Raw genomic sequence first — 26,812 nt, 5'->3', positions numbered from 1 at the left:
TGTCGTCGCAGCCACCACAAGAGAAGACTCATGACACTAAACGCAGTCGACATGATCAAGGGCCGCAAAGGCAAAACAGTATCCAAAGTCCCTGGTTCAGAGAACACCCTCCGCATACTCAAACATCTCGCCTCCAAGAGGTCACCGATGCTCGCCTCAAGGATCGGTAAAGAGCTGGACATACCCCGCTCCAGCATCTATGACCTACTCCGCGTCATGGAGGAAAACGGATTCGTCCAACACCTCCGCGAAGAAGGCCGCTTCGGCCTGGGGCCGGACGCACTCGAAATCGGCTCCGCCTATTCCCACCACCAAGCACTGACCAGCGCCGGCAGGCCTGTGCTCGAATCCTTGGGCAAAGCGACGGGCGAAAGCGCACATCTGGCCGTACTACACGGCCGTGATGTGCTCTACATCCTCGAAGAGCGGGCAAAAGGACGCCCTCCTCTCGTCACCGACGTCGGAGTGCAACTGCCCAGCCACCTGACAGCCAGCGGCCGCGCCATTCTCGCTGCCGCACCAAGGGCGCACGTCCGGGCACTCTATCCCAATGCCGCGGCCTTCAGCTGCCCCAACGTGGCAGCAGAACCATCGATCACGAAATACGTGGCGCTGTCCTCCCATCTCGATCAGGTGCGCCAGCGGGGCTATGCCACAGAATCCGGCCAGGTCACCCCTGGATTAGGTTCCATAGCTGCTGCTGTGACGGACGACCACGGTTGGCCTACAGCCGCAGTTTCAGTGACGTTCATCGAAAAGGATTTTGCTGAAGATTTAGGGCCACAATTGGCGCAGATGGTCAAGGATGCAGCGAATAAGCTCTCCCGCCGCATCCATGGAAACAGAACTGCAGACTAAGTGAACATCCACTCACGTTCTCGCCGACTTTACCACCCGCCGTCACGGCTGCGAACTCGGGAAACGACCGAAAGATTCCAAGATGCCACTCAAAAGTCCCCCTGCACCACCAACACCTCTCGTACGGCCGAACGAACAATCCGACCGTCTACAACGAAGGTACAAAAAATGATTCAAGCCACGCCCATGCAACCATCCAAGGCAGCAATCCCTGCAGAGCGGCCCACGCAACGAATAACGAACAGAACTGAGGCGCTGGAAGCACTTTCGATGCCGGCACCAACGGGCCTCTCACAGTGTCCCCCAGACTGCCATTATTGCCACGGACCGGAAACCGACTAAACCGCACAGTTGCCCATAAGTAGTTCCGCACCTTTCGCGAGCAGGACCAACAGCACGCCTGCGCTTACCTGTCAAGGATTGCTTGGTTCCGGGACTCCCAGCCTCCCACGACGACATGTCATCCCACAGACGGGGGGACCGCACCCCTGCACCGCAGGAACACTTAGACCACCAGGGCCTCTCATTCTCGCAACGTGGGAGGCCCTGGTCCAAGTGACTGTGAGGATCCCAGTATCTAAGACTGTCAGGACCTTCCGTCCTTCAGTGTCAACGGCTCAGAAACTTCTATGGAATATGACTCCAGCCACTGAACAACAACGGCCTGAGCGTCGCGGCTTCTGCCCCGCTGCGAGAACCTGTGATGTTGCACCAGTTAGTGGCTGGTGGAGGCCAGACGGTGACCCTGAGCCATTTCGCTATCTTGCGCAAGGGGACATCATGCCGTTACTGGGCGGTAGGCAGGTCCTCTGGACTCTTGTGTTCGAATTGGCGCCCTCGGAGCGGGCTCAGGCTGCCCGATCACGGCCCTGACACCCATGACTCGGACGCCTGGTCCCTGCAACTGGAGCAAAGAACTAGCGGAGCCCTGAAAGCAACCACCAACAAACCGCACGCAAGACTCAGAGGAGAAAACCATGCAAAGGATCATCGCTGATCTATTAGTCCGGGACCCTGCCGACAAGGAGACCCAGCTAACGTTTGCGCTTGAAACTGCCATTCAGGAAGCCAAAGTTAACAAAGCTTGTGGCGTGCTCGTCACCCGACATCACTACACCCAATTCACCGTCGCCCTATCTCCAACGGTGCCGTACGGACAAACGTATGAACTAGATCTGTCCCCCAACACGGGGGGCGAGGAAAAGTTCCAAGTGCCGCCCAGCCATTCATAGGGTTTCTTATCGGCACGTCAGGAAGGAGCCCATCATTCCTGGCCACTTTAGCCCTGCTGTTGCTTCGAAACAGGAGTCTAGATCTACTGCCGCAGCGTTTGCATGACGCCTTCTCTGCATACTCCCGTCAGACCGAAGTACACCCCAACCTGACGAGCGGGCCGTTACATCCTTGACTTCCTTCTGGGACGCGCCCAGAACTCAACCTGACAGGATGAGGGTAGGAGGCACCGTGTGGCTGGTCAGCGTATCGGGTACGTGGGCGTGAAGGCCTCCGGCCCGGACACAGCACACAGAACTTCTGCGATCCGCCCGCGACGGAGACCCTGTCGTCGTACACAGCATGGACCGGCTCGCCCGCAACCTCGATGACTTACGTGCCCTTGCCCAGGGCCTCACACGCAAAGACGTGCGGGTGGAGTTCGTCAAAGAGAGTCTGGTCTTCACCGGGGAGGAATACCCATGGCCAACCTCATACTTTCCGTCGCAGGGGCGTTCGACGCCCGGCGTCGGCGTGCTCCGGCGCGTTGCACGCTTGCGCACGCGAAGCTTCTTCTCGGGTTCGCCGAGGCCGGCCGAGCGCAGTTCGTCGGCGGTCCAGCCAGTGTTCCAAAAACGCACTCATCACCGCAGCCCAGCCCGACCCGACGACAGCCGGCACCCGCTGAGGGGTGCCGGCTGTCGTCGGGTCGGCCCGGGATGCCGGACCGCGGGGCTCCGAGAGTGCGGTGCGGCTTAGGCCGGATCCGCGGGGCACGCCACCTCGGGCTGGGGATCCGAGAGGGTCTTTGGGACCGTGTCCTCGAACTGCGGGAGGCGGTTCAGGTAATCCACCACCGAATCCGTGGACTCCACGTCACCGAACTTGTTGTCGATGTCGTAGAGGTTCCACTGCACGACGCCCGGGACGCGGTCGCCGATGGTCTCCCTGGGGATGATCGGGCGGAAGCCCTTCGCGATCGCGTCCTCGACGGTGTGGCGTACGCACCCGGCCGCGGTCGCACCGGTCACGATCAGGGTGTCGATGCGGTTGGAGGTCAGGAAGAGCTCGAGGTTCGTTCCCGGGAACGCCGAGGCGCGATTCTTCTCGATTACGACCTCGCCTTCCGCGGGAGCAATGCGGTCGTCGATCTGCGCCCAGTAGGAATCCGCCGGAAGGGTCTCCGTGGGGATCTTCGAGTACCACAGGCCCATGTCGTTCGTCCCGGAGGTGGCGTCGCGGTTGCGGTACACGTTCGTGGTGTAGAAGACCGGGACACCCTTGGCGCGCGCGGCCTCGTTGATCCGCTGGACGTTCGGGATGATCGTCTCCATGCCTGGGCAGCTGAACGGGTGGCCCGGACGGGTCCAAGCGTTCGCGAGGTCGATGTGGATGACGGCGGGGCGGTTGCCGTAGCCGATCCGACGCTTGAAGCCTCGCTCGTTGTAGATGTCCGTGCCTGCTTCGAACGCCTCCTCCAGCACTGCTGCAAGACGGGCTTCGATGTCGTTGAACGTCTCTGTCTCTGTTGTCATGGTTCTCTCCACTCTCTCGGGCTGTTGTGTTTCTAAGGTAGCAACAAGGTTGCTGTAGTGGATACTGTAGCGCACGAACCGGCACAGCACCAGAGGTGCCAGAGTCTGCATCTCCACCGGACCAACTTCTCGATAGGGCGAGCTCGGCGGGTGCGTCACTCCGGCAGCCCCGGCGAGGGTTTCCGGTTCGCAGCCGCGGCGGCACTCCTGACTACGATCCGGGCGCGATCAGCAGTGCCTGTCCGGGGGCCGCCCGCCGACCCCAGCAACGCCGGCTGAGGCGTCCGCAGTTTTCCGGGCGGCAACATTCGTGGCACGCGATGACAAATCCGCCGGTTTCTGTATTGAGTCGCGCATTGCTCCACGAGCAACATCGTCGGCCCGCCAGGTCAGGGATATCGGGTGGATAGAGCGCACAGTAGGCCTATGGGCGTTGCTCCTGTTGTGACTATTTGTTAGCAAAGCAGCCGATCCCTTCGGGACAAGGCAAAGGCAGGGAAGCCTGCCGAAGCTCGGATGTAGTCTGAGCGGAACACTTTGAAGGCCCGCCAAGACGGGCCTTCTGTTCGTTAATCTCACGTCCGCAATATGGAACTGCCAACCTCAGTGAGGCGGGTACGGATTGCGGCATATGATGGCCCCAAAGAGTGGCGGGATAGTCATGTAGCGCGAAAGGATGAAGGTGGCAGGCAGGCCGAGGCAGGACAACGGGCAGGTCCAAGGAGCTGCGGCGTCACTGTTGAACGGTCTTGCTGTCCTGGAAGCCTTTTCCGTTCAAAGCCCGGTTCTTGGTGTGACTGAGGTTGCTCAGCGTGTTGGCCTCCATAAGAGCACGGTCTCACGCATTCTTGGAGGCTTAACAGAAGCTGGATACGTCCAGCGGGATGAGGAGACGGGACGGTATAGGCTCGGGCTGGGCCTCCTTGCGTTGTCCGCCCCTTTGCTGGCGGACCTGGATGTGCGCCGTGCTGCGGTTCCGTATTTGGAGAAGTTAACCGAAACCACCCAAGAGACCAGCGCTATCTCGGTCTGGAACGGTCACGAGGCCATCGTCGTGGAGCAGGTTGCCAGCCCGAATCAGGTCAAACACACTGCCACCATCGGAACCCGGTACAACAAATTCGAGAGCTCTTCGGTGAGAGTTTTCCTGGCGGAGCTGGCGCCGGCTCTCGCGACCGAACTGATCGGATCCGGGCAGATACTACGCACGGCAGGAGATGGTTTGCCGTTGGACCACACCGCCCACCTGCAGGAAGTCGCCCGTCAGGCATACGCCGTTAACGACGGTTCGACGACGGAGGAGGAGTTCGGGGTCTCCGCTCCGGTTCGGGATTACCGGGGCAAGGTGGTTGGGTGCATCACTGCATCCGCTCCCCGTTCCCGTGTGCACAAGCACGCAACTAGGGATGCTCTGGTTCAAGCCGTACAACAGGCTGCCTCGGAAGTATCCACCCGCTTGGGCTGGTCGGCCTCCCTTCCGGGGTGATTCATCCACGCGGCTAGGCGAACGTCAGCAACATCGTGTATTCGACCGCATTCAGATCGAGACGCGTGACCGCGCTGTCTCACGTGGAAAAAGTTTCCGTGACGGAGCAGCTGCCAACTTCGAGGGGGTGGCCCTGCTTGAGGTTCCGTGGTCCCTGCTCTGGCAAACCATCGAGGATCACTGCTCGCACGCCCATCGACTCCTGCTCGGATCAGCCAACAGCGCCGTCAGCGACCTGGATCTGTTCCCCCCGGCAGGCTGCCCAACCGTGTAGACACCCGCGCCGCGGCCTCTAGCACGGCTTCGCGGAGGATCGACTGACTCTGCATGTACTGCACTCGGGCTCGGGGCGCGCTGGCTGTGATGCAGCCGACGACTGCACCCCGGTAGTCCCGCACAGGAGCGGACACGCCGTATTCCTCGTAAGTGGTCTCGCCGTCGTTAACGGCGAAGCCGTCGTCACGTACGCCGACAAGCTGTTCGTGGGCCGGGTCTTCGAGACCGAGGTAGCCCTCCCGCAGGACCGTCCGGTCGGCAAGCAGACGGTCGGTCTCCTCGGGCGGCAGTTCGGCGAGGAACACACGGACTGAGGAACTGGCGAACTTGTTGTAACGCGTGCCGATCGCCGCGCTGTGCTTGACCTGGTGGAGGCTGGCCGTCTGTTCCACAACAATCGCGTTGGTGCCGTTCCAGACGGCGATCGCGGCCGTCTCGCCGGTGGCCTGTGTGAGGTCTTCGAGGTGGGGCAGTGCGGCACGGCGGACGCCGAGCTCGGCCAGCAGTGGTCCGGCTAGGCCGATCATCCCGAGCCCGAGGCGGTATCGCCCTGTTTCGTCGTCGCGCTGCACGTAGCCGGCTTCGTCCAGGCCAGTGAGCATCCGGGAGACCGTGCTCTTGTGCAAGCCAACGAGCTCGGAGATCTCCGTGACGCCCAGGAGGGAACGCTTGGCGACGGAGAAGGCTTCGAGCACGGTAAGACCGTTGAGCAGCGATGCTGCCGCCCCTTGCGGTTTGTCAGTGGTTGTTTGTGGGTCAAGCATGGGTTCTCCCTCTCTAGGCGCTACGCGCAGTCACCGTAGCAGCCATCGTACGGTGTGCCCATCCAACCTCCCGTCGGAGGACCGGTCATACCTCTTCCGCCATGCCGCAGCGCGGCACAGGAGATCAGGCGACGACAGCCCTGGCGACCGGGATCGCCGAAGTGGGGACGGTATCAGCGAAGTCGGGCAGGTTGTTCAGGTACTGGATGACGTTCTCCAGCGGCTCCACGTCACCGAACCACCTAACGGCGAGGTCCTCACCGCCCTCAAGCACTGGCGCTGACACCGCCTGAGCCATGAATGCACCCCGTCATCTACCGCTCCAGCGGGTTTGCTGCTGCACCGTTTCCCCGCCCGGCTGAGCAGGAGGTGGGTATGCCGAGGTTGCCGAAGAGGGCTGACGGGCCCGCTCGTTCCGCTAGGCTTTCTTGCGCAGCTTGGCCTGCTCCACCAGCTCAGTCATCCACGGCCGGTGCCCGCGGTGGAGCACCATGCCTTCGGGCAACCCTTGGACGGAGGTGGTGGAACCGGAAATGTCGATGGTAATCCGGCCGCCGGCCATGGGGGCATTGGTGACGTGCAGGTCGCCATAAGACTCCGGCAACACGGGGTCCAGCCACAGACCACCACGGGATACATGCGCGTCGTAGCGCATCAGGCTTGTCACCAGCAGGATCGGCGCCGTCGCGGCCCATGCCTGCGGCGAACACGCCGTCGGGTACGGCACGGGCTGGGTGAACCGTTCCCGGTCGAAGCCACAGAAGAGCTCGGGTAGTCGGCCGTCCGAGTACTGGGCGGCCTCCAGCAGGGCCGTGGCAATCCGCTGCGCTTCTTCCACGAAACCGTAGCGCACCAGGCCGGCCGCAATGATGGCGTTGTCGTGCGGCCAGACCGAGCCGTTATGGTAGCTCGCCGGGTTGTAAGCCCCCATGTCGGTAGCCAGGGTGCGAACGCCCCAGCCGGAGAACATCTGCGGGGACATCAGCTTCTCGGCTACCAGCGGCGCTTTGTCCTCATCCACGAGACCGAACCAGAGGCAGTGGCCCATGTTAGAGGCGCAGGCGTCCACGGGGCGCTTGTCCTTATCCAACGCGATCGCATAGTAGCCGCGATCGGGCAGCCAGAACTGTTCGTTGAACTTCTTTTTCAGCTCTGCCGCCCGGTCCGTGAGCTCGTCACCCACCGCCGTGTCGCCGGCGTCGTAGGCCATCCAAGCACGCGCCATGTACGCCGAGTAGACGTAGGCTTGGACCTCGCACAGGGCGATCGGAGATTCCGCCAGTGTGCCGTCGGCGAAGTTTATCCCGTCCCAGGAATCCTTCCAGCCCTGGTTGATCAGCCCCCGATCATTCAGGCGTTCATATTCGACGAAGCCGTCGCCGTCGCGGTCCCCGTAGTCCCGGATCCAGTCAAGTGCCCGGTCCGCGTTGGGCAGCAGGGCGGCAATGGTCTCCTTGGCGAAGCCCCAGCGGCTGACGGCCCCGAGCACGCTCACAAACAGCGGGGTCGCGTCGACGCTGCCATAATATTCCGGTTTACCGCCCAAGGACAGTCCGCTGGAGACGCCGAGCCGGACCTCGTGCAGGATCTTGCCCGGCTCCTCTTCGCTCATCGGGTCCACCACCCGGCCCTGCCGGTCGGCCAGCGTCTGCAGCGTGCCCAGGGCCAGGGACGGGTCCACCGGCAGTGCCATTTCCGAGGCCCACAGTGAGTCGCGGCCGAACAGGGTCATGAACCAGGGTGCTCCGGCTGCGACCACCACCCGATCCGGATGGTCGGGGTCCTCGATCCGGAGCGCGCCCAGATCGTCGTAGCTGCGCTGCAGAGTACGTTCGATGGAACGGTTGCCCATCTGCAGCACCGGAATCCTCGCCACCCACTCCATCCGGCGCCGGTCCCGCGGAGACATATCTCCCGGTGCCGGATGAATAAACGGTGCAGCCGGGCCGGTTCCGTCCACGGCAGGCACCACGCTCAGCACGGTGCTCCAGTGCCCGTGCGGCGGGACAACTGTGCGATATGTCAGGGCGTCCACACCAACGTGGTCGGCGCCGTCCGCGTTGATGACGATCCCCTTGCGGGAATCCTGCCAAGTGCCCCTGATCGTCAGCGAACCTGCGTCCGGCTGCAGGGTTTCGTCCCAGTGCCGGAGGATGCGCGCCTCCTTGACCTCGAACAGATCGGCGAAATCCGCTTCGACGCTGAGCGAGACCACGCATTCGACAGGATCCAGCGAGTAGTTCCAGACCGTAATTTCCTCTGTAATGCCGACACCCACCTCGCGCAGCCGCTCCACAAGCAGCGGGCTGTCCGCATATCCGTCAGAACGGGCAACACGGCCGGCAAACAACGCCCGGTATGGTTCCTTCGTTTCCGCCGCCAACGGCTCCAGCAGCTGGCCATTGACGGTGAGGTTCCAGCGGGACAGGATGCGCGTGTCCTGGAAGAAGACCCCGTGCGGCAGCTCGGGTTGGATGTCCCCATTCGGCAGCGAGATGCAGAAGGATGAACCTTCCACCAACGTGATTGTCCCGGCGCCCAGAGGCCCGGCCGCCGTATCGGAGTTCCATCCAGCCATTTCCGGCTCCTTGAACGGATTGGCACAGTACGGCAGCGTGCCGGTCCTTGATCAGGCTGCGACCACCGCCGTCGTTCTACTTGAACGCTACGCCCCTCGGTTCACGGTTGCCAGAGCAGGGCATCCAAGGGTCACGAGGGGTTGAATATGGCGGCAATGAGCATGCCAGGTTACTCAAACCGTCCCTTTCATCCACCGGCGGATCTGTGCCATCGCGATCGGCTGCGGCAAGGCCAGCCGCTGTCCGGACCCACACAGGTCCGGACAGCGGCCGACCATTTTACTTGCCCTGGGGCCTCAGGCGCCGGGCAACGATCTTGAGGCCACGGCGCGCGCACGCTCTGCGGGCACTGGGTCGTCGTGGTAACGGCGCAGAGGCCGCCCTGCGGTCTCGGGCATGAGGAAGGTGGCGACGAGGAATGATGCGACGGCGATGGTCGCGACGTAGATCGCCGGGGAGAGCGTGTACCCGGTTCCCGCGACAAGCCACGTTGCCAGGAAGGGTGCGGTACCGCCGAATACCGCGTAGGTGATGTTGTAACAGGTGCCCGATGCCGCGAAGCGCACGTCGGTCGAGAACATTTCCGACATCAGGACCGAGGTCACCACATTAGCGGTCACGGCACCGAGTCCTATGAGCAGTTGGCTGGCAACGGCGGTTGCGAACGTTCCCTGTTCGGCGATCATGTACGCCGGAATGGTGAGAATGGCCAGGAGACCGGCGGCGGTCTGCATGGTGCGGCGGCGCCCTATGCGATCCGAGACACGTCCCATCACGGGGGCCAGCGCCGTCGCCATGGTCAGCGAGATCAAGCTCGAGAACAGGGCAAGGTGCGGGGGCAGGCCGACCACTTTGATCAGGAAGGTCGACATGTACGTGGAGTAAATGTAAAAGGAAAGCGCGGTGAGCATCACGAAGCCGCCGAGGCGCAGCATCGCGGGCCACTGGGTGCGGAAGACGACTCCCAAAGACGGGGCGGGCCGGGCGGCGGAATCATCGATCATCGCTTGGAACTCGGGGGACTCGTGGAGTTTGGCGCGAATGTAGAAGGCGATCAGGCCCATCGGTACTGACAGCAGGAAGAGGATGCGCCAGCCCCAATCGCCCATGGCCTCGGGGGGCAGGATGAAGCTGAGCAGCGCTCCGAGTCCAGCCGCGAGGGCGAATGAGGAGAACGTCGCCGCGGACATGGTGGACGAGTAGCGTGCCCTGTGCCCGTCGGGGCTGTGCTCGACGACGTAGATGGTGGCACCCGCGTATTCACCGCCAGCGGAAAAGCCTTGTAAACACCGGGCAAACACCAGCAGGACGGCGGCCCAGATGCCGATCGTCTCGTGGCTTGGGATGAGCCCGATTGCGGCCGTGGATCCGGACATCAGCAGGACAGTCAGCACCAGGATCTTTTTACGTCCAAGACGGTCGCCCAGGCGTCCGAAGAAGATGCCGCCCAAGGGCCGCAGCGCGAACGCGACAGCGAACACGGCGAATGTCTCCAGCAGACCCGTGACCGGATCCGTGGATGAAAAGAAGGTGGCGGCAATGTGGGTTGCCATGTAGCCGTAGATGGCAAAGTCGAACCACTCCACCACGGTTCCGGCAAAAGAGGCCCGCACCACCTTACGCAGGCGCTCCGGACTCACCTTCTCCAGGGAATTATCTGCAAGATCGCGTTCCATGTTGTCTCCATTCAGGGGATGGTGCCAAGACCGCGAGGTGCTTCACTTTCAGCCTAGCCACTGGGGCAAAGCGTCGCACATGTGATCCCGATCACCGTTGATCATGTAACAACTTATTTCCTGCGGTAGCAACAGTCAAGGGTTTTCCCATAATTCTTCCTGTCAGACGAGGAGACTTGCGGGGATTCTGCACTTAGGTCAGCAATTCGCTAGTGTTGCCCCCGGTCCTTACGGGAGAGGGCTCCCCCATGGCAGTGTCAAGCTTCATTAGGGAATACCCGCGGAAGGAATCGCCCTGGCCAAGCAGCGCGGGGCCTGCAAAGGGCGCAAAAGACCTCAAGCCGGAACAGGGGCGGGTCGACCGGGAAAGGCGCGCCGGCAGGGTGCTCCGAAAGCCCTCTGAGCCCGTAACAAAGTCAGCACAGAGACCACATGCCAGTACATTCGCTGTGCCAAGCCGATGTGAATCGCTCCCCTATCGGCCACGGCCCGCCAAGTCCGTTGCCGCCGCGGCGATTACTGGTACGCGTGTATGTTCGACTTCGAACTATTCGAGCCTTCTGAACAAAGGTGTAGGGCCGGTCAGATCAAAGTTGTGGCAAACGGCCCCGTGAGCAGCCGGAAGCTTCAAGTCCGGAAGCCTTGGTTCGTGTGCCGAGTTCACGTCCAGTTAGAGAACACCCCAACCTGACCTCCATCCCACTCGGACGGGTGTCAGAATAGGATCTGAAATAGCGTTTCCGGACATGCCTTTTGGAAAGTCATAGGTTTCATCCTGACAGCTTCGGCAGGGGTGACTACGGCGGCAGGTCAAGGAATCCGGTATGCGAGGGTTACCACGCTGGACCAGAATGAACAGCGCAAGCTCGGCGGCCAAGCCTTGGATTAGATTTTCAGCGACAAGGCTTCCGGCATCTGTACCCTCAGGCCTCAATTGGCCGAACTGCTGCGCTCCGCTCGTGACGCAGACATCGTCGCGTTGGGCGAACTTCGTGTTTGGCAGGCGGAACCAGGAGCCAAGTCAAATGCCTGGGGGCTCCCTGATCAGCCTCAGGATCGTGCAATATCCACATAGCCTGCCCGCCCATTGACCCCGGCGCCCACAGGGGATGCAATGGAAGGAGCAACCCGGAATCCTGGGCCGGGCCTGACACGGGGAGGTGCCGCAGTGCCGGCATTTGCAGAATCCGTCCTGTTTGGAGCGTTGCAGCTGAGTTTCTGGGGTGCAGTGCTCGTGTGCACGGTGGCTGCCACCGTCCTGGCTGTCCGCCAGCATTCGACGCCGGACCCTGCCGTCCGCGCCCCGGATCCCGTATTCTGGGATGTGTTTATGGGCTCTGCCGTGGCACTTCCGGCGATCCTTATTCCCACACTCGCGTCACCCTGGTTTGGTGTGGTCCTCGCCGCGCTGGGCGCAGGGGCGGGCGTGGCCGCCTACCGGGGCAGCCCCCAGATCCTGGCGTTGCAGGAACGCCGCCGGCAGCTGCGGCTGGACCGGCCCGTTCACACTGCGGCGCAGGCTGAACATGACGCACTCCTGGCCCGGTGGAGCCGCTACGAACTGGACCCTGCGAGCTGCATCGACTACCCCGCCATGACGGACGTCCGGCTGCCCGAAACGTCCGCGCTGATCCGCGCCATGAGGGAGGCAGAGCAGCTGCGGGCAGTGCCGCACCAAGGGTACGCTCCCGCTGTCGTCCGCTTTGGCATTGCCCTCGCAGCGGCGGAGCGGGCTGCCGGGATCTCTGCCGGAACCACCGCCGGCGGACATTAACTGCTGTGTCGCCGCCGCTGGAGTCCGGCGGCGGGGCGCCGTAGCATCCGAAGATGGAACCCACAGAAGCGGAAATCCGTGACCAGTTCGGCAGGCGCCTGGAGGATAAGGGGGCCTGGCGGCAGGCCATCACCCTTGCAGCGGCCGGGGAACTGACGGCGCGTTGGCTGGAGGGCCATAGCGAATACCAGGCCGCCACCTTTACGGTCCGCTACGACGACGAAACAGAACCGATCGCCACCGAGCTTGCCGCCCTGAACAGGAGCGGGCTGTTCACCAAGGAATCCCAGCCCGGCCTGCGGACCGACAACTCCGCCCAGCGGCAGTACGTGACCGGCTTCTGCAGTGCAGAGGCAGCCGTGGAACTCCTGGCCCTTTCCACCCGGACTGAGCTGGTAACGGTGGCGCATGCCCCGGGCGAGGCCAGCAGCGCCGCCATCCCGGTAACGCTCGACGGCGACGAGGTAGTTACCGTCCTCGGCTCCAGTGAGACTCCGGTGCAGGAAGAGCAGATCCAGGACTGGGCGGAGGAAACCAACGAAACGCTGGCGCTCCTGCTCGCCGACTCCTGGTATGTGGAAATCCTGGATCCGGTCTGGGGCCGGAATGACGTGCTGCTGCCGACCGTCCTCGCCGCGCTGAAAGCCGCGCCGTAGCCTACGGTATTTAGGAGTCGGAGTTTCCGGCTTTGAGCGCAAGGCCGGGCCGTGCGGAACTTCCAACAGCCAAATAGAAGGGCGCACTGTGGGCGGCGTTGTTTCCGGAATCCTGATCGTCTCCGTCGTCATTGCCGTGGGCTATTTCGCCGCCCGGCTGCGGATCCTGGGGCCGGAAGTCCAAGGGGCGCTGACCCGCACCGCCTACTACGTCACCAATCCGGCACTGCTGTTCACGGTGGTTGCCGGCAGCGACATCCGCGCCGCCCTGGGAACCGATGCCCCGCTCGCGCTGCTCTCCGCAGCGATAGTGGGGCTTCTCTATTGGCTGGCGAGTTTCCTGTTCTTCCGGCGTCCTGCGGCGGAGACCGCCGTCGGCGCCATGGCCAGCAGCTACGCCAACGCCAACAACATCGGCATCCCGGTGTCCCTGTACGCCGTGGGGACGGCGCAGCACGTGGCGCCCGTGCTCCTGGTCCAGCTTCTGGTGATGGCACCGTTCTACCTGACGGTCCTGGGGCTGGTCTCCGGTTCCAAAATCTCGTGGAAGAAAATGCTGCTGCAGCCGTTGGGTAATCCCATGATCATCGCATCCGCACTGGGTGTGGCCGTCGCCCTGACAGGCTGGACCGCGCCGGACCTGCTGCAGAAGCCGATCGACATGCTGGCCGGCGGGGCCGTGCCCATGGTCCTGCTGGCCTTCGGACTGTCCCTCGCCGGCCGCGCCCCGCTGCAGAAGGACGACGGCCGGACAGAAACCCTTGTGGCAACGTTCCTCAAGACGTCGGAATGCCGCTGATTGTGTGGGTTCTTGGCCGCTTTGTCTTTGGGCTGGAAGGCCAGCATCTCCTGGCCAGCGTGATCATGGCCGCACTTCCCACCGCCCAGAACGTGTTCCTCTTTGCCTCCCCCTACGGCCGCGGCATGACGGTGGCCCGCGACGTCATCCTGTGCACCACCGTGCTGAGCGTGGGGGCACTCCTGGCCGTCGCCTGGCTGGTGGGATGAGCGCGTCCGCTGGCCTCTCCCTGGCCAAGTTCCTGGGCGCCTACCGGGACTCCGTCCATACGTACATCGTGGACGGCGTCATCCAGCCCGGCGACAAGCTTCCCAGCGAAAACGCGCTGATGGTCGACTTCGGCGTCAGCCGCACCGTGGTGCGCTCGGCACTGACGCGCCTCCAGGCCGAAGGGCTGGTGGAAACCGAACGCGGGCGAGGCAGCTTTGCGTTGACCCCGCCCGACGACGGCCCCCAGCCAGTCCCGGGCAGCCGCCCCGTCGCCAGCGTCGAAGACCGCCTCCACCTGCTGGAATTCCGGCTGGGAGTGGAGTCCGAAGCTGTGGCCCTGGCCGCCCGCAACCACTCCGACCGCCAGCTCCGGGCGGTTAATGCTGCCCTGGAACAGTTCGCCGCCAGCGCTGACCACCCCGGCCACGCCATGAAGGCCGACTTCGAGTTCCACCGCGCCATCGCGGCCGCCTCCGGCAACCCTTTCTACTCAGATTGCCTCGCCGCCCTGTGCCAGACGATGATCGCGATGCCGCGCACCCGGCTGCTCACCGGCGTCGAACATTACGCACGGGACCACTTTGACCAGGTGGTGCACGAGCACCGGTCCATCGCTGCCGCCATCGCCGACGGCGATGAGACCGCCGCCTCAGCCGCCATGCGCACCCACCTCGCAAATTCCCGACGGCGGTTCAAGGCGTCGGTGCGCCCGCCCGCTTAAACTCCTCGCGGCCGCGGGCCAGCACCTGCCCCTTGAAGAACTCGGGCCGCAGCCGGGACATCACCAGCATGATCACCACGCCCAGCAGGATCACGCCCATGCCGAGAATGAACACCATCCCCAGCCCGCCCACCGATGATCCGGAGCCGTACTCGGGGTCCATGGAATCGACGGCGGTCTTGAAGAACATCACCAGCAGGATCACTCCGCCCAGCAGCGGCGCCAGGAACTTGAAGAAGAAGGCGCGGCCATTGCTGAACGCCTGTGCCCGGAAGAACCAGACGCATGCCAGGGCTGTGATGCCGTAGTAGAAGCAGATCATCATGCCCAGCGCCGTGATGGTGTCCCAGAGCGCGTTCTCCGAGGTGGTCCGGGTGATGACGTAGAAGGCTGCGGCGGCAACGCCCGCGGCGATCGTGGCGTAGCTCGGGGACTTGAAGTGCGGGCTGACCTTGCCGAAGCGGCCCGGGAGTGCCTTGTAGTGACCCATCGACAGCATGGTCCGCGCCGGGGACACAAACGTGGACTGCAGCGAGGCGGCCGAACTGCTCAGGATGGCGAGGGACATCAGGATGGCGAACGGTCCCATGACCGGCCCGGAGAGGACGGCGAAGATGCTCGACTGGTTGTCCGGATTCCCGGCGCCCAGGCCGGTTTCGCCCACGCCCGCAAAGGACAGGGTGGCCAGCGCAACGGTCATGTAGATCGCGACGATCACCACCACGGTGACGGTTGCCGCCCGCCCCGGAGTCTTCTCCGGATTTTTGGTTTCCTCGTTCATGGTCAGAGTGACGTCCCAGCCCCAGTAAATGAAGATGGAGAGGGAAACCCCGGCAGCAAAGGCTGAGAAGGATCCAACCGCGAACGGGTTGAACCAGTCCGGCGAAATGGCAGTTGCATCAAAAGCGGAGCCGTTGGCCACGTGGCTGAAGGCGGCAACGGCAAACCAGCCCAGCACCAGCAGCTGGAACGCCACCAAGACATACTGCACGCCCTTGGTGGCTTCCATGCCCCGATAGGAAATCCAGCAAGCCAGGGCGATGAACACCAGGGTGGTGGCGATGTTCAGCGGCAGGTTCTTGCTCAGCTCGCCCAGTTCCGGGTTCCCGAACAGCTGGGCCAGCATGAGGTAGAAGAAGTCGACGGCGACCGCCGCCAGGTTGGACAGCACAATGATGGTGGCCGCAATCAGCCCCCAGCCACCCATCCAGCCGATCCACGGACCAAAGGCGCGCGATGCCCACGTAAACGAGGTGCCGGCGTCGGGCATGGCATTGTTCAGTTCGCGGTAGCCCAACGCCACCAGGATCATGGGGATAAAGCCCACCAGGAAGATCGCCGGCAGCTGGACCCCCACTTCCGAAACCGTTGGGCCCAGCGCCGCGGTCAGCGTGTACGCAGGCGCGATGCAGGAAACCCCGATCACGACGGCGCCCACCAGCCCCACCGCGCCGGCCTTCAGGCCCTTCCCGCTCAGGCCCTTTTCTGCCAGGCCCTGGTCCAGGCCGCTGGGTGGCTGTGCTGTCACTTCTTTGGGACTCATGGCCTTGCCTCTCGTAGTTCATTCGACGCTGAATGGGGTGGAGCTCGTACTGGTGCTGGTGCTGTCAGTCGACGGCGGCCGCGGCCATATGTGCCGCAGCGGATGCGCCCGCTTTGGCTGCAACGCCCGCCGCAGCCACGATGCGCGCCGCTGTGCGCTGGCCCATGCGGACGGCTCCGTCAACGTGCTGGTAGCCCTCGGCGGCGAGGTCCGAGGAGCACCAGTAGATCGGGCCCACAGGAGTGTGCTGGTCCTTGCCGTAACGGTGCAGGCCTCCCAGATCGTAGCTGGCCGCGTACGCGCCCCGGGTCCATTCCTCGGAGCCCCAGTCGGATTCGTAGTAGACCTCGGGTTCCAGGGCCTTGTCCCCCAGGAACCCGGCAATCGATTCCAGGATGGCGCGGCGGCGGTCCTCGGCACTCAGCTCGAAGACGGCGTCGGCCTTTTCATCCGAGACGAAGCCCACCAGGGTTCCCCGTGAATCACAGTGGTTGGTGTTGTCGTAGACCTCCTGGACCAGCGAACCGGCACCGAAACCCGTTCCGGAGAGTCCGACTTCACGCCAGAACGGCGTGCTGTAAACGGCGTGGACCTTGATCACCAGGCCCAGCGACTGGTGCTGGTGCATCTGGTGCTGCCGCCGCGGAAGCGGCGGGTCAAAAGAGACGCGTGAGTAAAGGTTCGGTGGCACCGCCATGATCACAAAACGCGCATTCACGGTGGCGCGCTCCGAGACAACGCTGACGCGGTGCCCGCCTTCGCCGGCATCCTCCCAGCGGACTGTGCGCACCGGACTGTTAAGTACGACGTCGGCCCCCAGTTCCGCTGCCTGCAGCAGGGACACCTGCTGCATCCCGCCAATGACCCGCTTGTCCAGGATGAAGTCCTCGTCGGTGAGGTGGCTGAAGGACCCGGCGGAGGCTGCCATGAGGACCGCCTGCAGTGCCGAAAACGCGTGCGCGGGCTTGGTGAGCATGCCGCCGGCGATGAACAGGCCAATGTTGTTGCAGGCCTCCTCGTCGTTCGAGTTCCGGCGCAGCCAGTGGTGGAAGGAGATGGTGTCCAGTTCACGGGCCTTGGGGTGCGCCCAGGGCTCGCTGGCGCCGATTTCCGCGGCGAGGCCGTCCAGAATGCCGATCAGCTTGTCCATTTCCGCCCCGGTGGCTGCGCTCACCGGGAAGGAATCACCGGTGTAGCGGGTTTTCTTGCCGTCGGCGCCGACGTAGACGGACTCGCCCTCCCGGTAGCGGGAGTATGTCTTCAGGCCGAGCTCGTCCAGGAGCTCCAGCAGTACGGTCTGATCCGGGGAGACCCACTGGCCGCCGATTTCCAGCATGGCCCCGTCAATGGTGTCGGTCCAGGTTCGGCCGCCCACGCGGTCCCGTGCTTCCAGCACTGCCACGCTGAGGCCGGCCTTCCTCAGCTCGCGGGCAGCGGTGAGCCCGGAGGGTCCGGCGCCAACGATCACAACGTCACGGTCAAGATTCAGCATGATGTCCTCTCTATGGCCGGTCGAGTGACGCGAACCACTAAATGAATGCCATTCATTTATTAGAACTGTAGCTGTTTTGCGGTCCGCGAGGAAGAGCCGGGTGGAATAATGCTGGAGACATCTGTCCGCAGAAAGGCCAGCAATGCCGGCATCACCAGCCGCTTCACGAACTGCCACGGAACGCGAACCCGTGCCGCAAACCGGTGCGGCACGGCGCCGCGTGGGGCGGCCCGCCGCGGCTGTCCTGGACCAGGCGGGCATCACGGCAGCAGCCCTGCGGCTCATCGGCAAGAACGGCTACGACGGTCTCACCATGGCCGCACTGGCCCACTCACTGCACGTGGCGCCGTCGGCCCTCTACAACCATGTGGAATCCAAGCGGGACGTGCTCCTGCTCGTGGAAGACCATTTGACTGCCCTGGTGGATGTGGCCGCATTCGCGGCGGAACCTTGGGAGTCCGCCGTGCGGAAGTGGGCCTGGAGTTACCGGGACGTCTTCGCGGAGCACACGCCCCTGATTCCCGTCATCGCAGTACTTCCAGTGACTGACGCACCGCAGACCCTCGCCATGTATGAGACCGTCAGCGCCGGATTCCGGGCGGCCGGATTCCCGGAGGAGCGGATCGTGTCCGCCATCGTGGCCCTGGAATCCTTCATCTTCGGATCCGCCTACGACGTCACGGCCCCCGCCGACATTTTCGAATCCGGCAGCATGGCGGAGTCGACGCCGAGCTTCACGGGAGCAGTCCGGAGCTTGGCCGCGCAGGGGCACGAGAAACCTGCGGACGTGGCGTTCAGCCTGGGGCTTGAGGCCCTCATTGCGGGCTTCGGGGCGTTACGGAAGTAGGCGCAGGGCGTTCTCGGCCTCACCCTGTTCCACTACACCAGATGCCGCCAGCCACTCTATGGCGCGCCGCCGCATGGCTCGGTCATGGAATGAGAACCATAGGGTCTGAAGCTCGGGGAACTCTGCGAGCGTGTTCCTGAAACGCCGGAATGCTCCCTTGCCGTCTATTGCGCGCCAGAGCAGGTCCTTGGCGCGTTCATCCCGCACATCCGCAATGAACAATTCCATGTCGCGGTAGGCCTCATACGGTCTAATCGGTTCCACCACGATGGCGCCAGCTGCTTCGAGGTCTTCCTCGGACTCTTCGGCTTCGTCAAGCGAGTCCCTCAGCCAGAGGCTGGTCTCTCCCGTGCGGGGGTCGAACCAGTATCTGGAATCCCACTCGGACGGGGAATCGAGGGCGAGTTGCAGCATTTCCAGATCAATTGCGCCCAATGTCAGCATGAGCAGTCCTCCGGCCGCATGATCCAGCGGGTGTCACTCGCATGCTATACCCACAGTTACGCCCGCGGCATGCCGGATTCGGGGCCCAGCGTTAAGGACCGCCCCGGCGTTAAAGAAAGGAACCCCGGTCCGAAGACCGGGGTTCCCTTGATTGCGTGCGCGAGGGGGGATTTGAACCCCCACGCCCTTTCGGACACTGGCACCTGAAGCCAGCGCGTCTGCCGTTCCGCCACTCGCGCGCAACTTCTTTTCCATGAATTACGGCCGGTTTTTCGGATCCGCAACCTTGTAAAAGCAGCGAGATCAAGCATAACGGACATCGGCGGCAAAACACCAATTGAGCCTCGGGAGCGGTCAAATTCCCCGCCGGGAGGGGGCCGGCAGGGAACCGCCAGCGAACTTTTCCGGGGGCCCGGCCGTTGTGGATTAAGGTCATTCACAGGCCTGCCCAGTAGTATCTGATGTAGTAGTGCCTGCCACTGCCAGGCAGGCCGCTGGGTTCTGAACTGCATTGTTGGCTGAGTTCCGGAACGAAAACTGCCCCGCAGCCGGGGGGGAAAGGAGAAGGACCATGGGATTGCTGGACAAGGTCGAGCGCGGCATCGAAAAAGCCGTCCGCGGTGTCTTCTCCACCGGTTCGCGCGCCCAGGTGGAACCTGTGGAAATCGCCAGCCGGCTCCGCCGCGAGGTGGACAACAAAGCCCTCACCATCGCCGCCGGTCGCACACTGGCCCCCAATGTCTTCGACGTCCAACTCAGTGACGACGACTTCAGGAGGGCTCAGGACTGGGGCACGCCGCTGGCCGAAGAACTCTGCGACGTCGTCATCAACCATGTCCGCAGCCAGGGCTACACCCTGCAGGGCTCGGTGCGGATCTCTTTCCGCCGGTCCGAGGAGCTGCGCGCTGGCAACTTCGAGATCGTCTCCTCCACTGAGAAATCCAAAGCCGGCCCCGGAGTCTCCTCGGCCAGGCCCAACATGCCGGCAGCTCCCAGCCGCCCGCCCGTCCGGCTGCAGCCCGTCCTGGACATCGACGGTCAGCGCTACTCCCTCAATGCCCCATCCATCGTCCTGGGAAGGTCTTCCGAGGCCGACATCCTGGTTGACGACACCGGCGTCTCGCGCCGCCACCTCGAGATCCGCACCGCCAGCGGCGTCACCAGCGCTGTGGACCTCGGCTCCACTAATGGCAGCTATGTCAACGGCCATAAACTGGCAGGCAGCACCGAACTGACCGACGGCTCCACCATCACAATGGGACGGACAAAGATTATCTTCCGCCTGCTTCCCGCCAACCCTGGGGGCCGCCCATGAGCGACCTGACCATCACTGCGCTACGGTTTGGCTTCCTGATCCTGCTTTGGGTCCTCATCTTCAGCATCGTTTCGGCCATGCGCCGCGACCTGATGGTGGGCCGCAAAGCCGCCGCCGGCACTCCTACCGCCCGGCAGGTCCGCAAAAACCCGGAACTGGCCGAGGCTCCGCCACAGCCCCTCAAGCAGCAGGCCCATCAACTGGTGGTCACCGAAGGCCCGCTCAAGGGAACCACCATCCCCCTGGCCGCGAGCCCCATCCTGCTGGGCCGCGCGCAGGAAGCCACGCTGGTACTCGAGGACGACTACGCCTCAGGCCGCCACGCGCGGCTGTTCCCGCAAGGCAGCCGGTGGTTCATCGAGGACCTTGGCTCCACCAACGGCACCTACCTGGCCGACCAGCAACTTACCCGGGCACTGCCCGTTGAGCTTGGCGTACCCGTGAGAATCGGCAAGACGGTCATCGAATTGAGGCCGTAGCCATGGCCGCTGACCTTCCCGCCGGCGGGGCCACACCCGTCCAGCGGCCCCTCGTCATGCGCTATGCGGCGCGCTCGGACGTGGGACGCATCCGGGCCAAAAATGATGACTCGGCGTACGTCGGCCGCCATTTGGCAGTGGTTGCGGACGGAATGGGCGGCCACGCGGGCGGCGATGTGGCCTCCGCGGCCACCGTGCTGGACATGCTGCACCTGGACCACGGCGACTACGACGGCGACGCCGGCACCGTCCTGGCCGACGAAATTCAGACGGCCAACTCCCTGCTCTCCGAGCTGGTGCACATCAACCCCAAGCTCGCCGGCATGGGCACCACCGTCACATCTCTGCTGCTCGCCGAGGGCAAGCTGCACTTCGCGCATATCGGCGACTCCCGGGCGTACCGCCTGCGTGATGGCGAGTTTGAACAGGTCAGCGTGGACCACACGTTCGTCCAGCGGCTGATCGATGAGGGCCGGCTCCGTCCCGAAGAGGCCGAAACCCACCCGCACAAAAACGTCCTCATGCGCGTCCTGGGCGACGTCGACGCCAGCCCCGAGCTGGATCTGGACACCCTGGACGTCAAGCCCGGGGAACGCTGGCTCCTGTGCTCGGACGGGCTCAACTATGTGGCCGGACACGTGGTGGAGCGGACGGTCCGCGAGACAAAGGACCTGCGCGAGTGCGTCGAAACGCTGGTTAACCTGACGCTGGAAGCCGGCTCACCGGACAACGTCACCGTGGTCATGGTGGAAATCACCGAGGAAACGTCCGACGACGTCAGTACCGCCGCCGTCGACATCATCCCCTCGCAGCTGCTCACCGAAGCCCCCGTCGCGGACAGCGGCGCGGCCAGCGCTTCACCGGGCCCCGAGGCGTCGGACTACAAGAAGCCCATCGCCGAAAACCCGGCAGCCGCCGAACCGCCGCCCTCCACCGACCCCCATCTCGGCGAGCACCTTTCGGCCGAAGTCCTGCGGCAGGAACTCGCATCGCGCCCGCACGAACTTGTCGGTGCTGCCGCCACCGCGGCCGAGTCCGGCTCGATTCCCACCATCGCCGGCCGCACCGTGGCACGGCGGGCCGCCACCGTCCTGACACACAAGGCCGACGCGCCCGTTGCGGAGGTAGATGACGTCCTGGGGCGGCCCAGACCCCGCCGCTGGGTCACCATGTCCATCGCCGCGTCCGTGCTGGTGGTGCTGACCGTGGGCCTCTGGCTCGGCTACGCCTGGACCCAGACGCGCTACTACATCGGGGAGTTCGATTCCCGCGTGGCCATCTATAACGGAGTGTCGCAGCGGCTTGGCCCCATCCAGCTTTCAACCCTCGAAGCCGTTACAGAGATCCGGATGGATTCCTTGCCCCAGTTCTCCCAGCAGCGCGTCCGGCAGACAGTGCCCGCGCGTGACCTCTACGACGCCCAGCGGATCGTGAAGAACCTCGAAGGCACCGGCACCATTGCGCCGCCGGATGAGTGCTTGACCCCCTCGCCCACTCCGGCGCCAGCAACGGCGCCCGCTGCAACACCCACCGCGCCTGCCCCATCGCCGGACCCAGCCGCTCCGGCGGCAGCACCTGCCCCGGCTGCCTCACCCACCCCCACTACCGTCTGTGAGGGGGGCCAGTGAGCCAGCTCAGCACCATCCCCAAGCCCCGGCGCAACGTGGAACTGTTGCTGCTGATCCTCGCCCTGTCTGTGGGCATTGGCGCCAGCATGCTGGTGGGCGTTGACCAGGCGAAGGCGTTCGACTCCGATTTCTGGTTCCAGTCCAGCCTCCTCGCGGTGGCCGCCCTGGTCTTCCACGTGGTCCTGCGGATCCGGGCAAAATATGCCGATCCGGTAATACTTCCTTTGGTGGTTGCACTCAACGGTCTGGGTCTTGCCATGATTCACCGCCTTGACGCCCCCGGGGAGGACACCGGCAACAACCAGCTGCGTTGGACCCTGATCGCCATGGCCGTGGCCATCGGCGTGATCTGGTTTCTCAAGGACCACCGGGTGCTGCGCCGCTTCACCTACATCTCGCTGGCTGTGAGCGCGCTCCTGCTGATTCTTCCACTGGTGCCCGGCATCTCGGCCGGCGAAATCCTCGGCGCCCGGGTCTGGATCCGGGTGGGTCCCATGACGTTCCAGCCGGGTGAGATCGCCAAGATCACCCTCGCTATATTCTTCGCCGGTTATCTTTCCTCCAACCGCGACCTCATTCTGCTGGCCGGCCGCAAGATCGGCCCGCTGCAGTTCCCCCGGTTCAAGGACATGGGGCCCATGATCACCGCCTGGCTGGTGAGCATCGGCGTGTTGATCTTCCAGCGCGACCTCGGGTCTTCCGTGCTGTTCTTTGGCCTGTTCATCGTGATGATCTACGTGGCCACCAGCCGTATCAGCTGGGTAGTGATCGGCTTGGGCCTCATCCTGGGTGGCGGCTTCGTGGCAGCCCAGGTGTTTTCCCATGTCGAAGTCCGCATCTACGGCTGGCTGAACGCCTTCAGCCCAGACGTGTACGAGACCGGCAGCCGGCAAGTCATCGAGGGACTCTTCGGCATGGCCAACGGCGGCCTGGTGGGTACCGGCCTGGGCCAGGGCCGGCCGGACCTGGTCCCCTTCGCCAACAGCGACATGATCATCGCGTCCATCGGCGAGGAGCTGGGCCTGATCGGACTGTTCGCCGTAGTGCTGATGTACGTCATGCTGTTCACCCGAGGGTTCCGGGCGGCGCTGGGCACCCGGGATGCCTTTGGGAAACTGCTGGCCTGCGGGCTTTCCTTCGCCATCGCCCTCCAGTGCTTCGTGGTGATCGGCGGAGTCACACGACTGATCCCGCTGACCGGTTTGACCACGCCTTTCCTCGCCGCCGGCGGTTCGTCGCTGCTGGCCAACTGGATCATCGTGGGCCTGCTCCTGCTGATCTCCCATACGGCGCGGGGACCGGTGGACACCACACCACTTCCTCCCGGCGGCGCTGCGGAACCTGCAGGAATTGATACTCCCACCGAGGCGGTGAAACGAGCGTGAACCAAGCAATCCGTAATTCCTGGGTGGCAGCGATCGCCATGTTTGCCTTGATCTTCGGCGCCATCAGCTTCGTCCAGGTGGTGGGTGCCGATGACCTCAACGACCACCCCCTGAACCAGCGCGCCATTCTGCAGAATTACTGCAACGACCGCGGCGCCATCATCGTGGGCGGGGACCCCGTGGCCGAATCGGTGGAAGGCACCTCCGAGGTCTGCCAGTTCCAGCGGACCTACGCGCAGCCGGCACTGTATGCAGGCCTCACGGGCTACTTCTCGCGGAACTACGGTGCCACTGGCCTGGAAGTTGCGATGAACGATCAGCTGGCCGGCAGCTCAGACCAGCAGTTCTTCGACCGGATCGGCCAGCTCTTCCTGGGCAACCAGCCGAAGGGCGCCTCGGTGGAACTAACCATCGACCCCGAGATCCAGAAACTCGCGTACGACCTCATCCCGGACGGCCAGCGGGGATCCATTGTGGTCACCAACCCAAAGACCGGCGCCATCCTGGCCATGGTGTCCAAGCCGTCCTATGACCCCAACCTGATCGCCACCCAGGACCCCAACGCCGAAACAACCAACATCAATGAGCTGGTCAAGGTCCCCGGCATCAACCTGAACCAGAATGTCAGCGGACCCACGGGCGAGCTGCTCGCTCCGGGATCAGTCTTCAAGCTGGTGGATACCGCTGCGGCCCTTGCCTCCGGGAAGTACAACAAGGACAGCGTGCTCCCCAACCCCGCCGAGATGCCCTTCCCGGGGATCCAGTACAAACTGCCGAACTACGCCGGAGGCAACTGCTACACCCAGAATACGGCCAGCTTTGCCTTCGCCCTGCAGCAATCCTGCAATACGCCGTTCGCCAGCATTGCCCTCGACCTAGGCCGCGACGCCATCGCCGAGCAGGCGGCAAAATTCGGCTTCGGCGAGGATCTGGGCGACCAGCTCAAGCTCGCCTACGCCAAAGGCGGCGGCTTCCCCGATGATCTGGACGGGCCAGGCCTGGCCCAGTCCGCCATCGGCCAGAAGGACGTGCGCGCCACTCCGCTGCAGATCGCCCTGATGACCGCGGCCATCGCCAACAACGGTGTCCAGATGAGCCCCAGCCTGGTCAAGACCGTGCGGTCCCCGGACCTCCGGGTTATTGACGAGCCCCAGCCGGCGGCGCTCCGGACGTCCACCACTCCGGAAATTGCCCGGCAGATCACCGAATGGATGACCAGTGCGGTGAGCCAGGGCATTGCCCGCGGCGCGGCCGTCCCCGGTGTGCAGGTAGCCGGCAAAACCGGAACCGCTGAACTGGGCAACGGCCTGAACAACTCCTGGTTCACCGGGTTTGCCCCGGCGAACAACCCGGAGGTGAGCGTCACCATCGTCATGGAGGGCGTAGACATCACCACCGGCGCACAGCTAACCAGTCCGAACGCGAAGAAGATTTTTGAGGCGGTGTTGAATAAGTGAGGCCTACAACGGGAATCACCCTCGGCGGCAGATTCCAGCTGACCACGCGGATTGCGATCGGCGGGATGGGAGAGGTCTGGAAGGCAAAGGACCAGGTCCTGGGCCGGATTGTCGCCATCAAGGTACTCAAGGAGGAATACACCGGTGACCCCGGTTTCCTCCAGAGGTTCCGCGCCGAGGCACGCCACACCGCCCTCCTGAACCACGTGGGCATCGCCAATGTCTTTGACTACGGCGAGGAGGATGGCTCCGCGTACCTGGTCATGGAGCTCGTCCCTGGCCAGCCGCTGAGCAGCATCATCGAGCACGAGCAGGTATTGTCCCCGGACCGGACGCTGTCCATGATGGCGCAGACCGCTCGCGCGCTTTCCGTCGCCCACGCCCAAGGGCTGGTCCACCGCGACATCAAGCCGGGCAACCTGCTGATCACGCCCGACGGCCGGGTCAAGGTCACCGACTTTGGCATCGCCCGCCTGGCCGATCAGGTCCCGTTGACGCAGACGGGCCAGGTCATGGGGACCGCCCAGTACCTTGCCCCCGAGCAGGCCACCGGCCAGACCGCTACCGGCGCCTCGGACATCTACTCACTCGGCGTGATCGGCTACGAGTGCCTCACCGGGCACCGGCCGTTCTCCGGCGAATCCCAGATCGCCATTGCCCTGGCGCAGGTCAACGACGCCCCGCCGCCGCTTCCGGAGACCCTGCCCAAACCGGTCCGCGCGCTGTTGATGTCCATGCTGTCCAAGGACCCCAAGAACCGCCCGGCCAACGCCATCAAGCTGTCCGAAGCCGCCGAGGCCATCCGCAACGGCGATATTGACGCCGCACACGCAGCTGTTCCCGGCATGTTGCTCTTCGAGGCGACTACCGGCCCCATTACCGCACCGGTGGACATTGCCACGGCACCCACCGGCGTCATCGCCCAGAAGGACAGCAACACAACGTCGACGTCTGCTCTGCCCGTGCTTGGTGCCGCTGCCGCCGGCGCTGCACTCGGCGCCGCCGCGGGCACAGCCACTGGACCCGGGAGCACGCTTTCGCGTGCGGACGCCCTGGCTGCGGAGCGCAGCTGGGTGCAGGAGGAAGAGAAGTACGACGACGAGCCGGCCGACGAGCCCGACCGACGCGGCCGCAGCCCCTGGACGTGGCCGCTGGTTGCCTTGATCGTGCTGGTTCTGTTTGCGCTGGTGGGGTTCTTCCTGACGCAGCAGGGGATTTTTAACCCGGCCAACACCACCACTAACTCGGCATCCAGCAACCCGCCATCCACCAGCGCCAGCCCGTCAAGCACGTCGGCCTCCGCTACGCCTACCCCCACCCGGACCACCGACGCGCCCACGCCAACGCCCACCCCCAGCACCGTGGACATCATTTCGGCGGCCTACCTCGGGAAGGACTACCGTCAGGTCCAGGGGACGCTGGAAACCATGGGCCTGTCCGTCCGGGTCATCCCGCAGCAGAGTACTTCCGCCGCCGGAACGGTGTTGCAGGTCAACCCCACGGGCACCGTGCCCAAGGGGGCTGAAGTGACTGTGACTTACGCCGTCCCGGTCCCGGCCAGCACGCCGACCGCTCCGCCGTCCTCGCCGGCCGCCTCTGCTGAGCCAACGTCCACCCTCCCCAAATGCAACCCCGGCCAGCTGCCGGGATTGCCTCCGACCTGTGCGCCGTAGCGG

At 64.1% G+C, this 26,812-nt stretch carries 23 protein-coding genes, 1 tRNA gene and 1 pseudogene; 16 read left to right on the top strand and 9 right to left on the bottom strand.

All coding sequences use genetic code 11. From position 1 onward, the window contains the following. Window positions 1-30: 30 nt before the first annotated feature. From NG696_RS11940 to NG696_RS11930, 3 genes and pseudogenes are all read left to right on the top strand, one after another. Complete coding sequence (locus tag NG696_RS11940; RefSeq protein WP_252575494.1) at window positions 31-858, top strand: IclR family transcriptional regulator; 828 nt, start codon at window positions 31-33, stop codon at window positions 856-858. A 977-nt stretch (window positions 859-1,835) separates the two neighbouring features. After that, window positions 1,836-2,090, top strand: coding sequence for a hypothetical protein (locus tag NG696_RS11935; RefSeq protein WP_252575493.1), 255 nt, complete (start codon window positions 1,836-1,838; stop codon window positions 2,088-2,090). 268 nt (window positions 2,091-2,358) lie between these two features. Beyond that, window positions 2,359-2,588 (top strand): annotated as a pseudogene (locus NG696_RS11930) (recombinase family protein); the annotation flags it as partial. 237 nt (window positions 2,589-2,825) lie between these two features. Here NG696_RS11930 and NG696_RS11925 read toward each other — a convergent pair. Continuing rightward, window positions 2,826-3,605: an N-carbamoylsarcosine amidohydrolase gene (locus NG696_RS11925; RefSeq protein WP_252575492.1), complete on the bottom strand. Its 780-nt coding sequence runs from the start codon at window positions 3,603-3,605 to the stop codon at window positions 2,826-2,828. A 739-nt stretch (window positions 3,606-4,344) separates the two neighbouring features. On the opposite strand from NG696_RS11925, the gene NG696_RS11920 reads away from it, so the two are divergent. Beyond that, entirely contained in the window at window positions 4,345-5,091 is a 747-nt protein-coding gene (locus tag NG696_RS11920) for an IclR family transcriptional regulator (RefSeq protein WP_252575491.1), read from the top strand. A gap of 227 nt (window positions 5,092-5,318) precedes the next feature. Here the strand turns inward: NG696_RS11920 and NG696_RS11915 are convergent, their stop codons facing one another. The 4 genes from NG696_RS11915 to NG696_RS11900 form a co-directional block, all read right to left on the bottom strand. Continuing rightward, on the bottom strand, window positions 5,319-6,131 hold the full coding sequence (locus NG696_RS11915; RefSeq protein ID WP_252575490.1) for an IclR family transcriptional regulator: 813 nt from the start codon (window positions 6,129-6,131) through the stop codon (window positions 5,319-5,321). A 124-nt stretch (window positions 6,132-6,255) separates the two neighbouring features. Further along, window positions 6,256-6,417 carry a hypothetical protein gene (locus tag NG696_RS11910; protein WP_252575489.1) on the bottom strand — a complete coding sequence of 54 codons (162 nt, stop codon included), beginning with the start codon at window positions 6,415-6,417 and terminating at the stop codon, window positions 6,256-6,258. A gap of 132 nt (window positions 6,418-6,549) precedes the next feature. Continuing rightward, on the bottom strand, window positions 6,550-8,709 hold the full coding sequence (locus tag NG696_RS11905) for an amylo-alpha-1,6-glucosidase (RefSeq protein WP_252575487.1): 2,160 nt from the start codon (window positions 8,707-8,709) through the stop codon (window positions 6,550-6,552). A 297-nt stretch (window positions 8,710-9,006) separates the two neighbouring features. Further along, window positions 9,007-10,386, bottom strand: coding sequence for an MFS transporter (locus tag NG696_RS11900; RefSeq protein ID WP_252575486.1), 1,380 nt, complete (start codon window positions 10,384-10,386; stop codon window positions 9,007-9,009). A 1,168-nt stretch (window positions 10,387-11,554) separates the two neighbouring features. On the opposite strand from NG696_RS11900, the gene NG696_RS11895 reads away from it, so the two are divergent. The 5 genes from NG696_RS11895 to NG696_RS11875 all read left to right on the top strand — a co-directional run bounded on the left by NG696_RS11895 (window position 11,555) and on the right by NG696_RS11875 (window position 14,546). Continuing rightward, entirely contained in the window at window positions 11,555-12,160 is a 606-nt protein-coding gene (locus tag NG696_RS11895; RefSeq protein ID WP_252575484.1) for a hypothetical protein, read from the top strand. A 53-nt stretch (window positions 12,161-12,213) separates the two neighbouring features. After that, the gene (locus NG696_RS11890) at window positions 12,214-12,816 is read left to right on the top strand and encodes a DUF6919 domain-containing protein (RefSeq protein WP_252575483.1); all 603 of its coding nucleotides are present in this window, start codon (window positions 12,214-12,216) and stop codon (window positions 12,814-12,816) included. Window positions 12,817-12,904: 88 nt separating this feature from the next. Continuing rightward, window positions 12,905-13,615 (top strand): AEC family transporter, encoded by a 711-nt coding sequence (locus NG696_RS11885; protein ID WP_252575481.1) that lies wholly within the window; start codon window positions 12,905-12,907, stop codon window positions 13,613-13,615. Continuing rightward, on the top strand, window positions 13,606-13,824 hold the full coding sequence (locus NG696_RS11880; protein ID WP_252575480.1) for an AEC family transporter: 219 nt from the start codon (window positions 13,606-13,608) through the stop codon (window positions 13,822-13,824). The genes NG696_RS11885 and NG696_RS11880 overlap by 10 nt, the downstream gene beginning before the upstream one ends. Next, entirely contained in the window at window positions 13,821-14,546 is a 726-nt protein-coding gene (locus tag NG696_RS11875; protein ID WP_252575479.1) for a FadR/GntR family transcriptional regulator, read from the top strand. Before NG696_RS11880 ends, NG696_RS11875 begins: the two co-directional genes overlap by 4 nt. Here the strand turns inward: NG696_RS11875 and NG696_RS11870 are convergent. Further along, on the bottom strand, window positions 14,518-16,089 hold the full coding sequence (locus NG696_RS11870; RefSeq protein WP_252575478.1) for an APC family permease: 1,572 nt from the start codon (window positions 16,087-16,089) through the stop codon (window positions 14,518-14,520). The genes NG696_RS11875 and NG696_RS11870 overlap by 29 nt on opposite strands. A 64-nt stretch (window positions 16,090-16,153) precedes the next feature. Next, a complete protein-coding gene (locus NG696_RS11865) occupies window positions 16,154-17,581 on the bottom strand; it encodes a flavin monoamine oxidase family protein (protein WP_252575477.1) in 1,428 nt (475 codons plus the stop codon). Between the two features lie 142 nt (window positions 17,582-17,723). Here NG696_RS11865 and NG696_RS11860 point away from each other — a divergent pair, with 142 nt between their 5' ends. Then, window positions 17,724-18,428 (top strand): TetR/AcrR family transcriptional regulator, encoded by a 705-nt coding sequence (locus NG696_RS11860; protein ID WP_252575475.1) that lies wholly within the window; start codon window positions 17,724-17,726, stop codon window positions 18,426-18,428. Here NG696_RS11860 and NG696_RS11855 read toward each other — a convergent pair. Further along, window positions 18,417-18,872, bottom strand: a complete 456-nt coding sequence (locus tag NG696_RS11855; protein WP_252575474.1) for a UPF0158 family protein — start codon at window positions 18,870-18,872, stop codon at window positions 18,417-18,419. The two genes, NG696_RS11860 and NG696_RS11855, sit on opposite strands and share 12 nt — an antisense overlap. 156 nt (window positions 18,873-19,028) lie before the next feature. Further along, window positions 19,029-19,111 (bottom strand) — tRNA-Leu (locus NG696_RS11850). Between the two features lie 332 nt (window positions 19,112-19,443). Here NG696_RS11850 and NG696_RS11845 point away from each other — a divergent pair. Genes NG696_RS11845 through NG696_RS11820 form a run of 6 tightly spaced genes read left to right on the top strand, consistent with a single transcriptional unit; the run spans window position 19,444 to window position 26,809 of the window. Beyond that, entirely contained in the window at window positions 19,444-20,187 is a 744-nt protein-coding gene (locus tag NG696_RS11845; protein WP_252575472.1) for an FHA domain-containing protein, read from the top strand. After that, window positions 20,184-20,666, top strand: a complete 483-nt coding sequence (locus tag NG696_RS11840; protein WP_056342800.1) for an FHA domain-containing protein FhaB/FipA — start codon at window positions 20,184-20,186, stop codon at window positions 20,664-20,666. Before NG696_RS11845 ends, NG696_RS11840 begins: the two co-directional genes overlap by 4 nt. 2 nt (window positions 20,667-20,668) lie before the next feature. Then, window positions 20,669-22,294 carry a PP2C family protein-serine/threonine phosphatase gene (locus tag NG696_RS11835; protein ID WP_252575470.1) on the top strand — a complete coding sequence of 542 codons (1,626 nt, stop codon included), beginning with the start codon at window positions 20,669-20,671 and terminating at the stop codon, window positions 22,292-22,294. Further along, window positions 22,291-23,679, top strand: a complete 1,389-nt coding sequence (locus NG696_RS11830; RefSeq protein WP_252564284.1) for an FtsW/RodA/SpoVE family cell cycle protein — start codon at window positions 22,291-22,293, stop codon at window positions 23,677-23,679. The genes NG696_RS11835 and NG696_RS11830 overlap by 4 nt, the downstream gene beginning before the upstream one ends. Beyond that, the gene (locus tag NG696_RS11825; RefSeq protein ID WP_252564286.1) at window positions 23,676-25,136 is read left to right on the top strand and encodes a peptidoglycan D,D-transpeptidase FtsI family protein; all 1,461 of its coding nucleotides are present in this window, start codon (window positions 23,676-23,678) and stop codon (window positions 25,134-25,136) included. The genes NG696_RS11830 and NG696_RS11825 overlap by 4 nt, the downstream gene beginning before the upstream one ends. Next, window positions 25,133-26,809 carry a protein kinase domain-containing protein gene (locus NG696_RS11820; protein WP_252564288.1) on the top strand — a complete coding sequence of 559 codons (1,677 nt, stop codon included), beginning with the start codon at window positions 25,133-25,135 and terminating at the stop codon, window positions 26,807-26,809. The genes NG696_RS11825 and NG696_RS11820 overlap by 4 nt, the downstream gene beginning before the upstream one ends. Window positions 26,810-26,812 lie beyond the last annotated feature (3 nt).

This window comes from Pseudarthrobacter cellobiosi (assembly GCF_023913755.1).
GTDB classification, from domain to species: Bacteria; Actinomycetota; Actinomycetes; order Actinomycetales; family Micrococcaceae; genus Arthrobacter; species Arthrobacter cellobiosi.
The sequence above is the reverse complement of the archived record's forward strand: the minus strand, read 5'-3'. Positions and strand labels throughout refer to the sequence as shown.

What these genes read in the sequence shown, in the direction of transcription:
- NG696_RS11915 (WP_252575490.1), bottom strand. Translation starts at nt 6,131, where the DNA reads ATGCTTGACCCACAAACAACCACTGACAAACCGCAAGGGGCGGCAGCA.
- NG696_RS11925 (WP_252575492.1), bottom strand. Translation starts at nt 3,605, where the DNA reads ATGACAACAGAGACAGAGACGTTCAACGACATCGAAGCCCGTCTTGCA.
- NG696_RS11900 (WP_252575486.1), bottom strand. Translation starts at nt 10,386, where the DNA reads ATGGAACGCGATCTTGCAGATAATTCCCTGGAGAAGGTGAGTCCGGAG.
- NG696_RS11880 (WP_252575480.1), top strand. Translation starts at nt 13,606, where the DNA reads ATGCCGCTGATTGTGTGGGTTCTTGGCCGCTTTGTCTTTGGGCTGGAA.
- NG696_RS11870 (WP_252575478.1), bottom strand. Translation starts at nt 16,089, where the DNA reads ATGAGTCCCAAAGAAGTGACAGCACAGCCACCCAGCGGCCTGGACCAG.
- NG696_RS11875 (WP_252575479.1), top strand. Translation starts at nt 13,821, where the DNA reads ATGAGCGCGTCCGCTGGCCTCTCCCTGGCCAAGTTCCTGGGCGCCTAC.
- NG696_RS11935 (WP_252575493.1), top strand. Translation starts at nt 1,836, where the DNA reads ATGCAAAGGATCATCGCTGATCTATTAGTCCGGGACCCTGCCGACAAG.
- NG696_RS11905 (WP_252575487.1), bottom strand. Translation starts at nt 8,709, where the DNA reads ATGGCTGGATGGAACTCCGATACGGCGGCCGGGCCTCTGGGCGCCGGG.
- NG696_RS11865 (WP_252575477.1), bottom strand. Translation starts at nt 17,581, where the DNA reads ATGCTGAATCTTGACCGTGACGTTGTGATCGTTGGCGCCGGACCCTCC.
- NG696_RS11855 (WP_252575474.1), bottom strand. Translation starts at nt 18,872, where the DNA reads ATGCTGACATTGGGCGCAATTGATCTGGAAATGCTGCAACTCGCCCTC.
- NG696_RS11890 (WP_252575483.1), top strand. Translation starts at nt 12,214, where the DNA reads ATGGAACCCACAGAAGCGGAAATCCGTGACCAGTTCGGCAGGCGCCTG.
- NG696_RS11845 (WP_252575472.1), top strand. Translation starts at nt 19,444, where the DNA reads ATGGGATTGCTGGACAAGGTCGAGCGCGGCATCGAAAAAGCCGTCCGC.
- NG696_RS11835 (WP_252575470.1), top strand. Translation starts at nt 20,669, where the DNA reads ATGGCCGCTGACCTTCCCGCCGGCGGGGCCACACCCGTCCAGCGGCCC.
- NG696_RS11840 (WP_056342800.1), top strand. Translation starts at nt 20,184, where the DNA reads ATGAGCGACCTGACCATCACTGCGCTACGGTTTGGCTTCCTGATCCTG.
- NG696_RS11860 (WP_252575475.1), top strand. Translation starts at nt 17,724, where the DNA reads ATGCCGGCATCACCAGCCGCTTCACGAACTGCCACGGAACGCGAACCC.
- NG696_RS11940 (WP_252575494.1), top strand. Translation starts at nt 31, where the DNA reads ATGACACTAAACGCAGTCGACATGATCAAGGGCCGCAAAGGCAAAACA.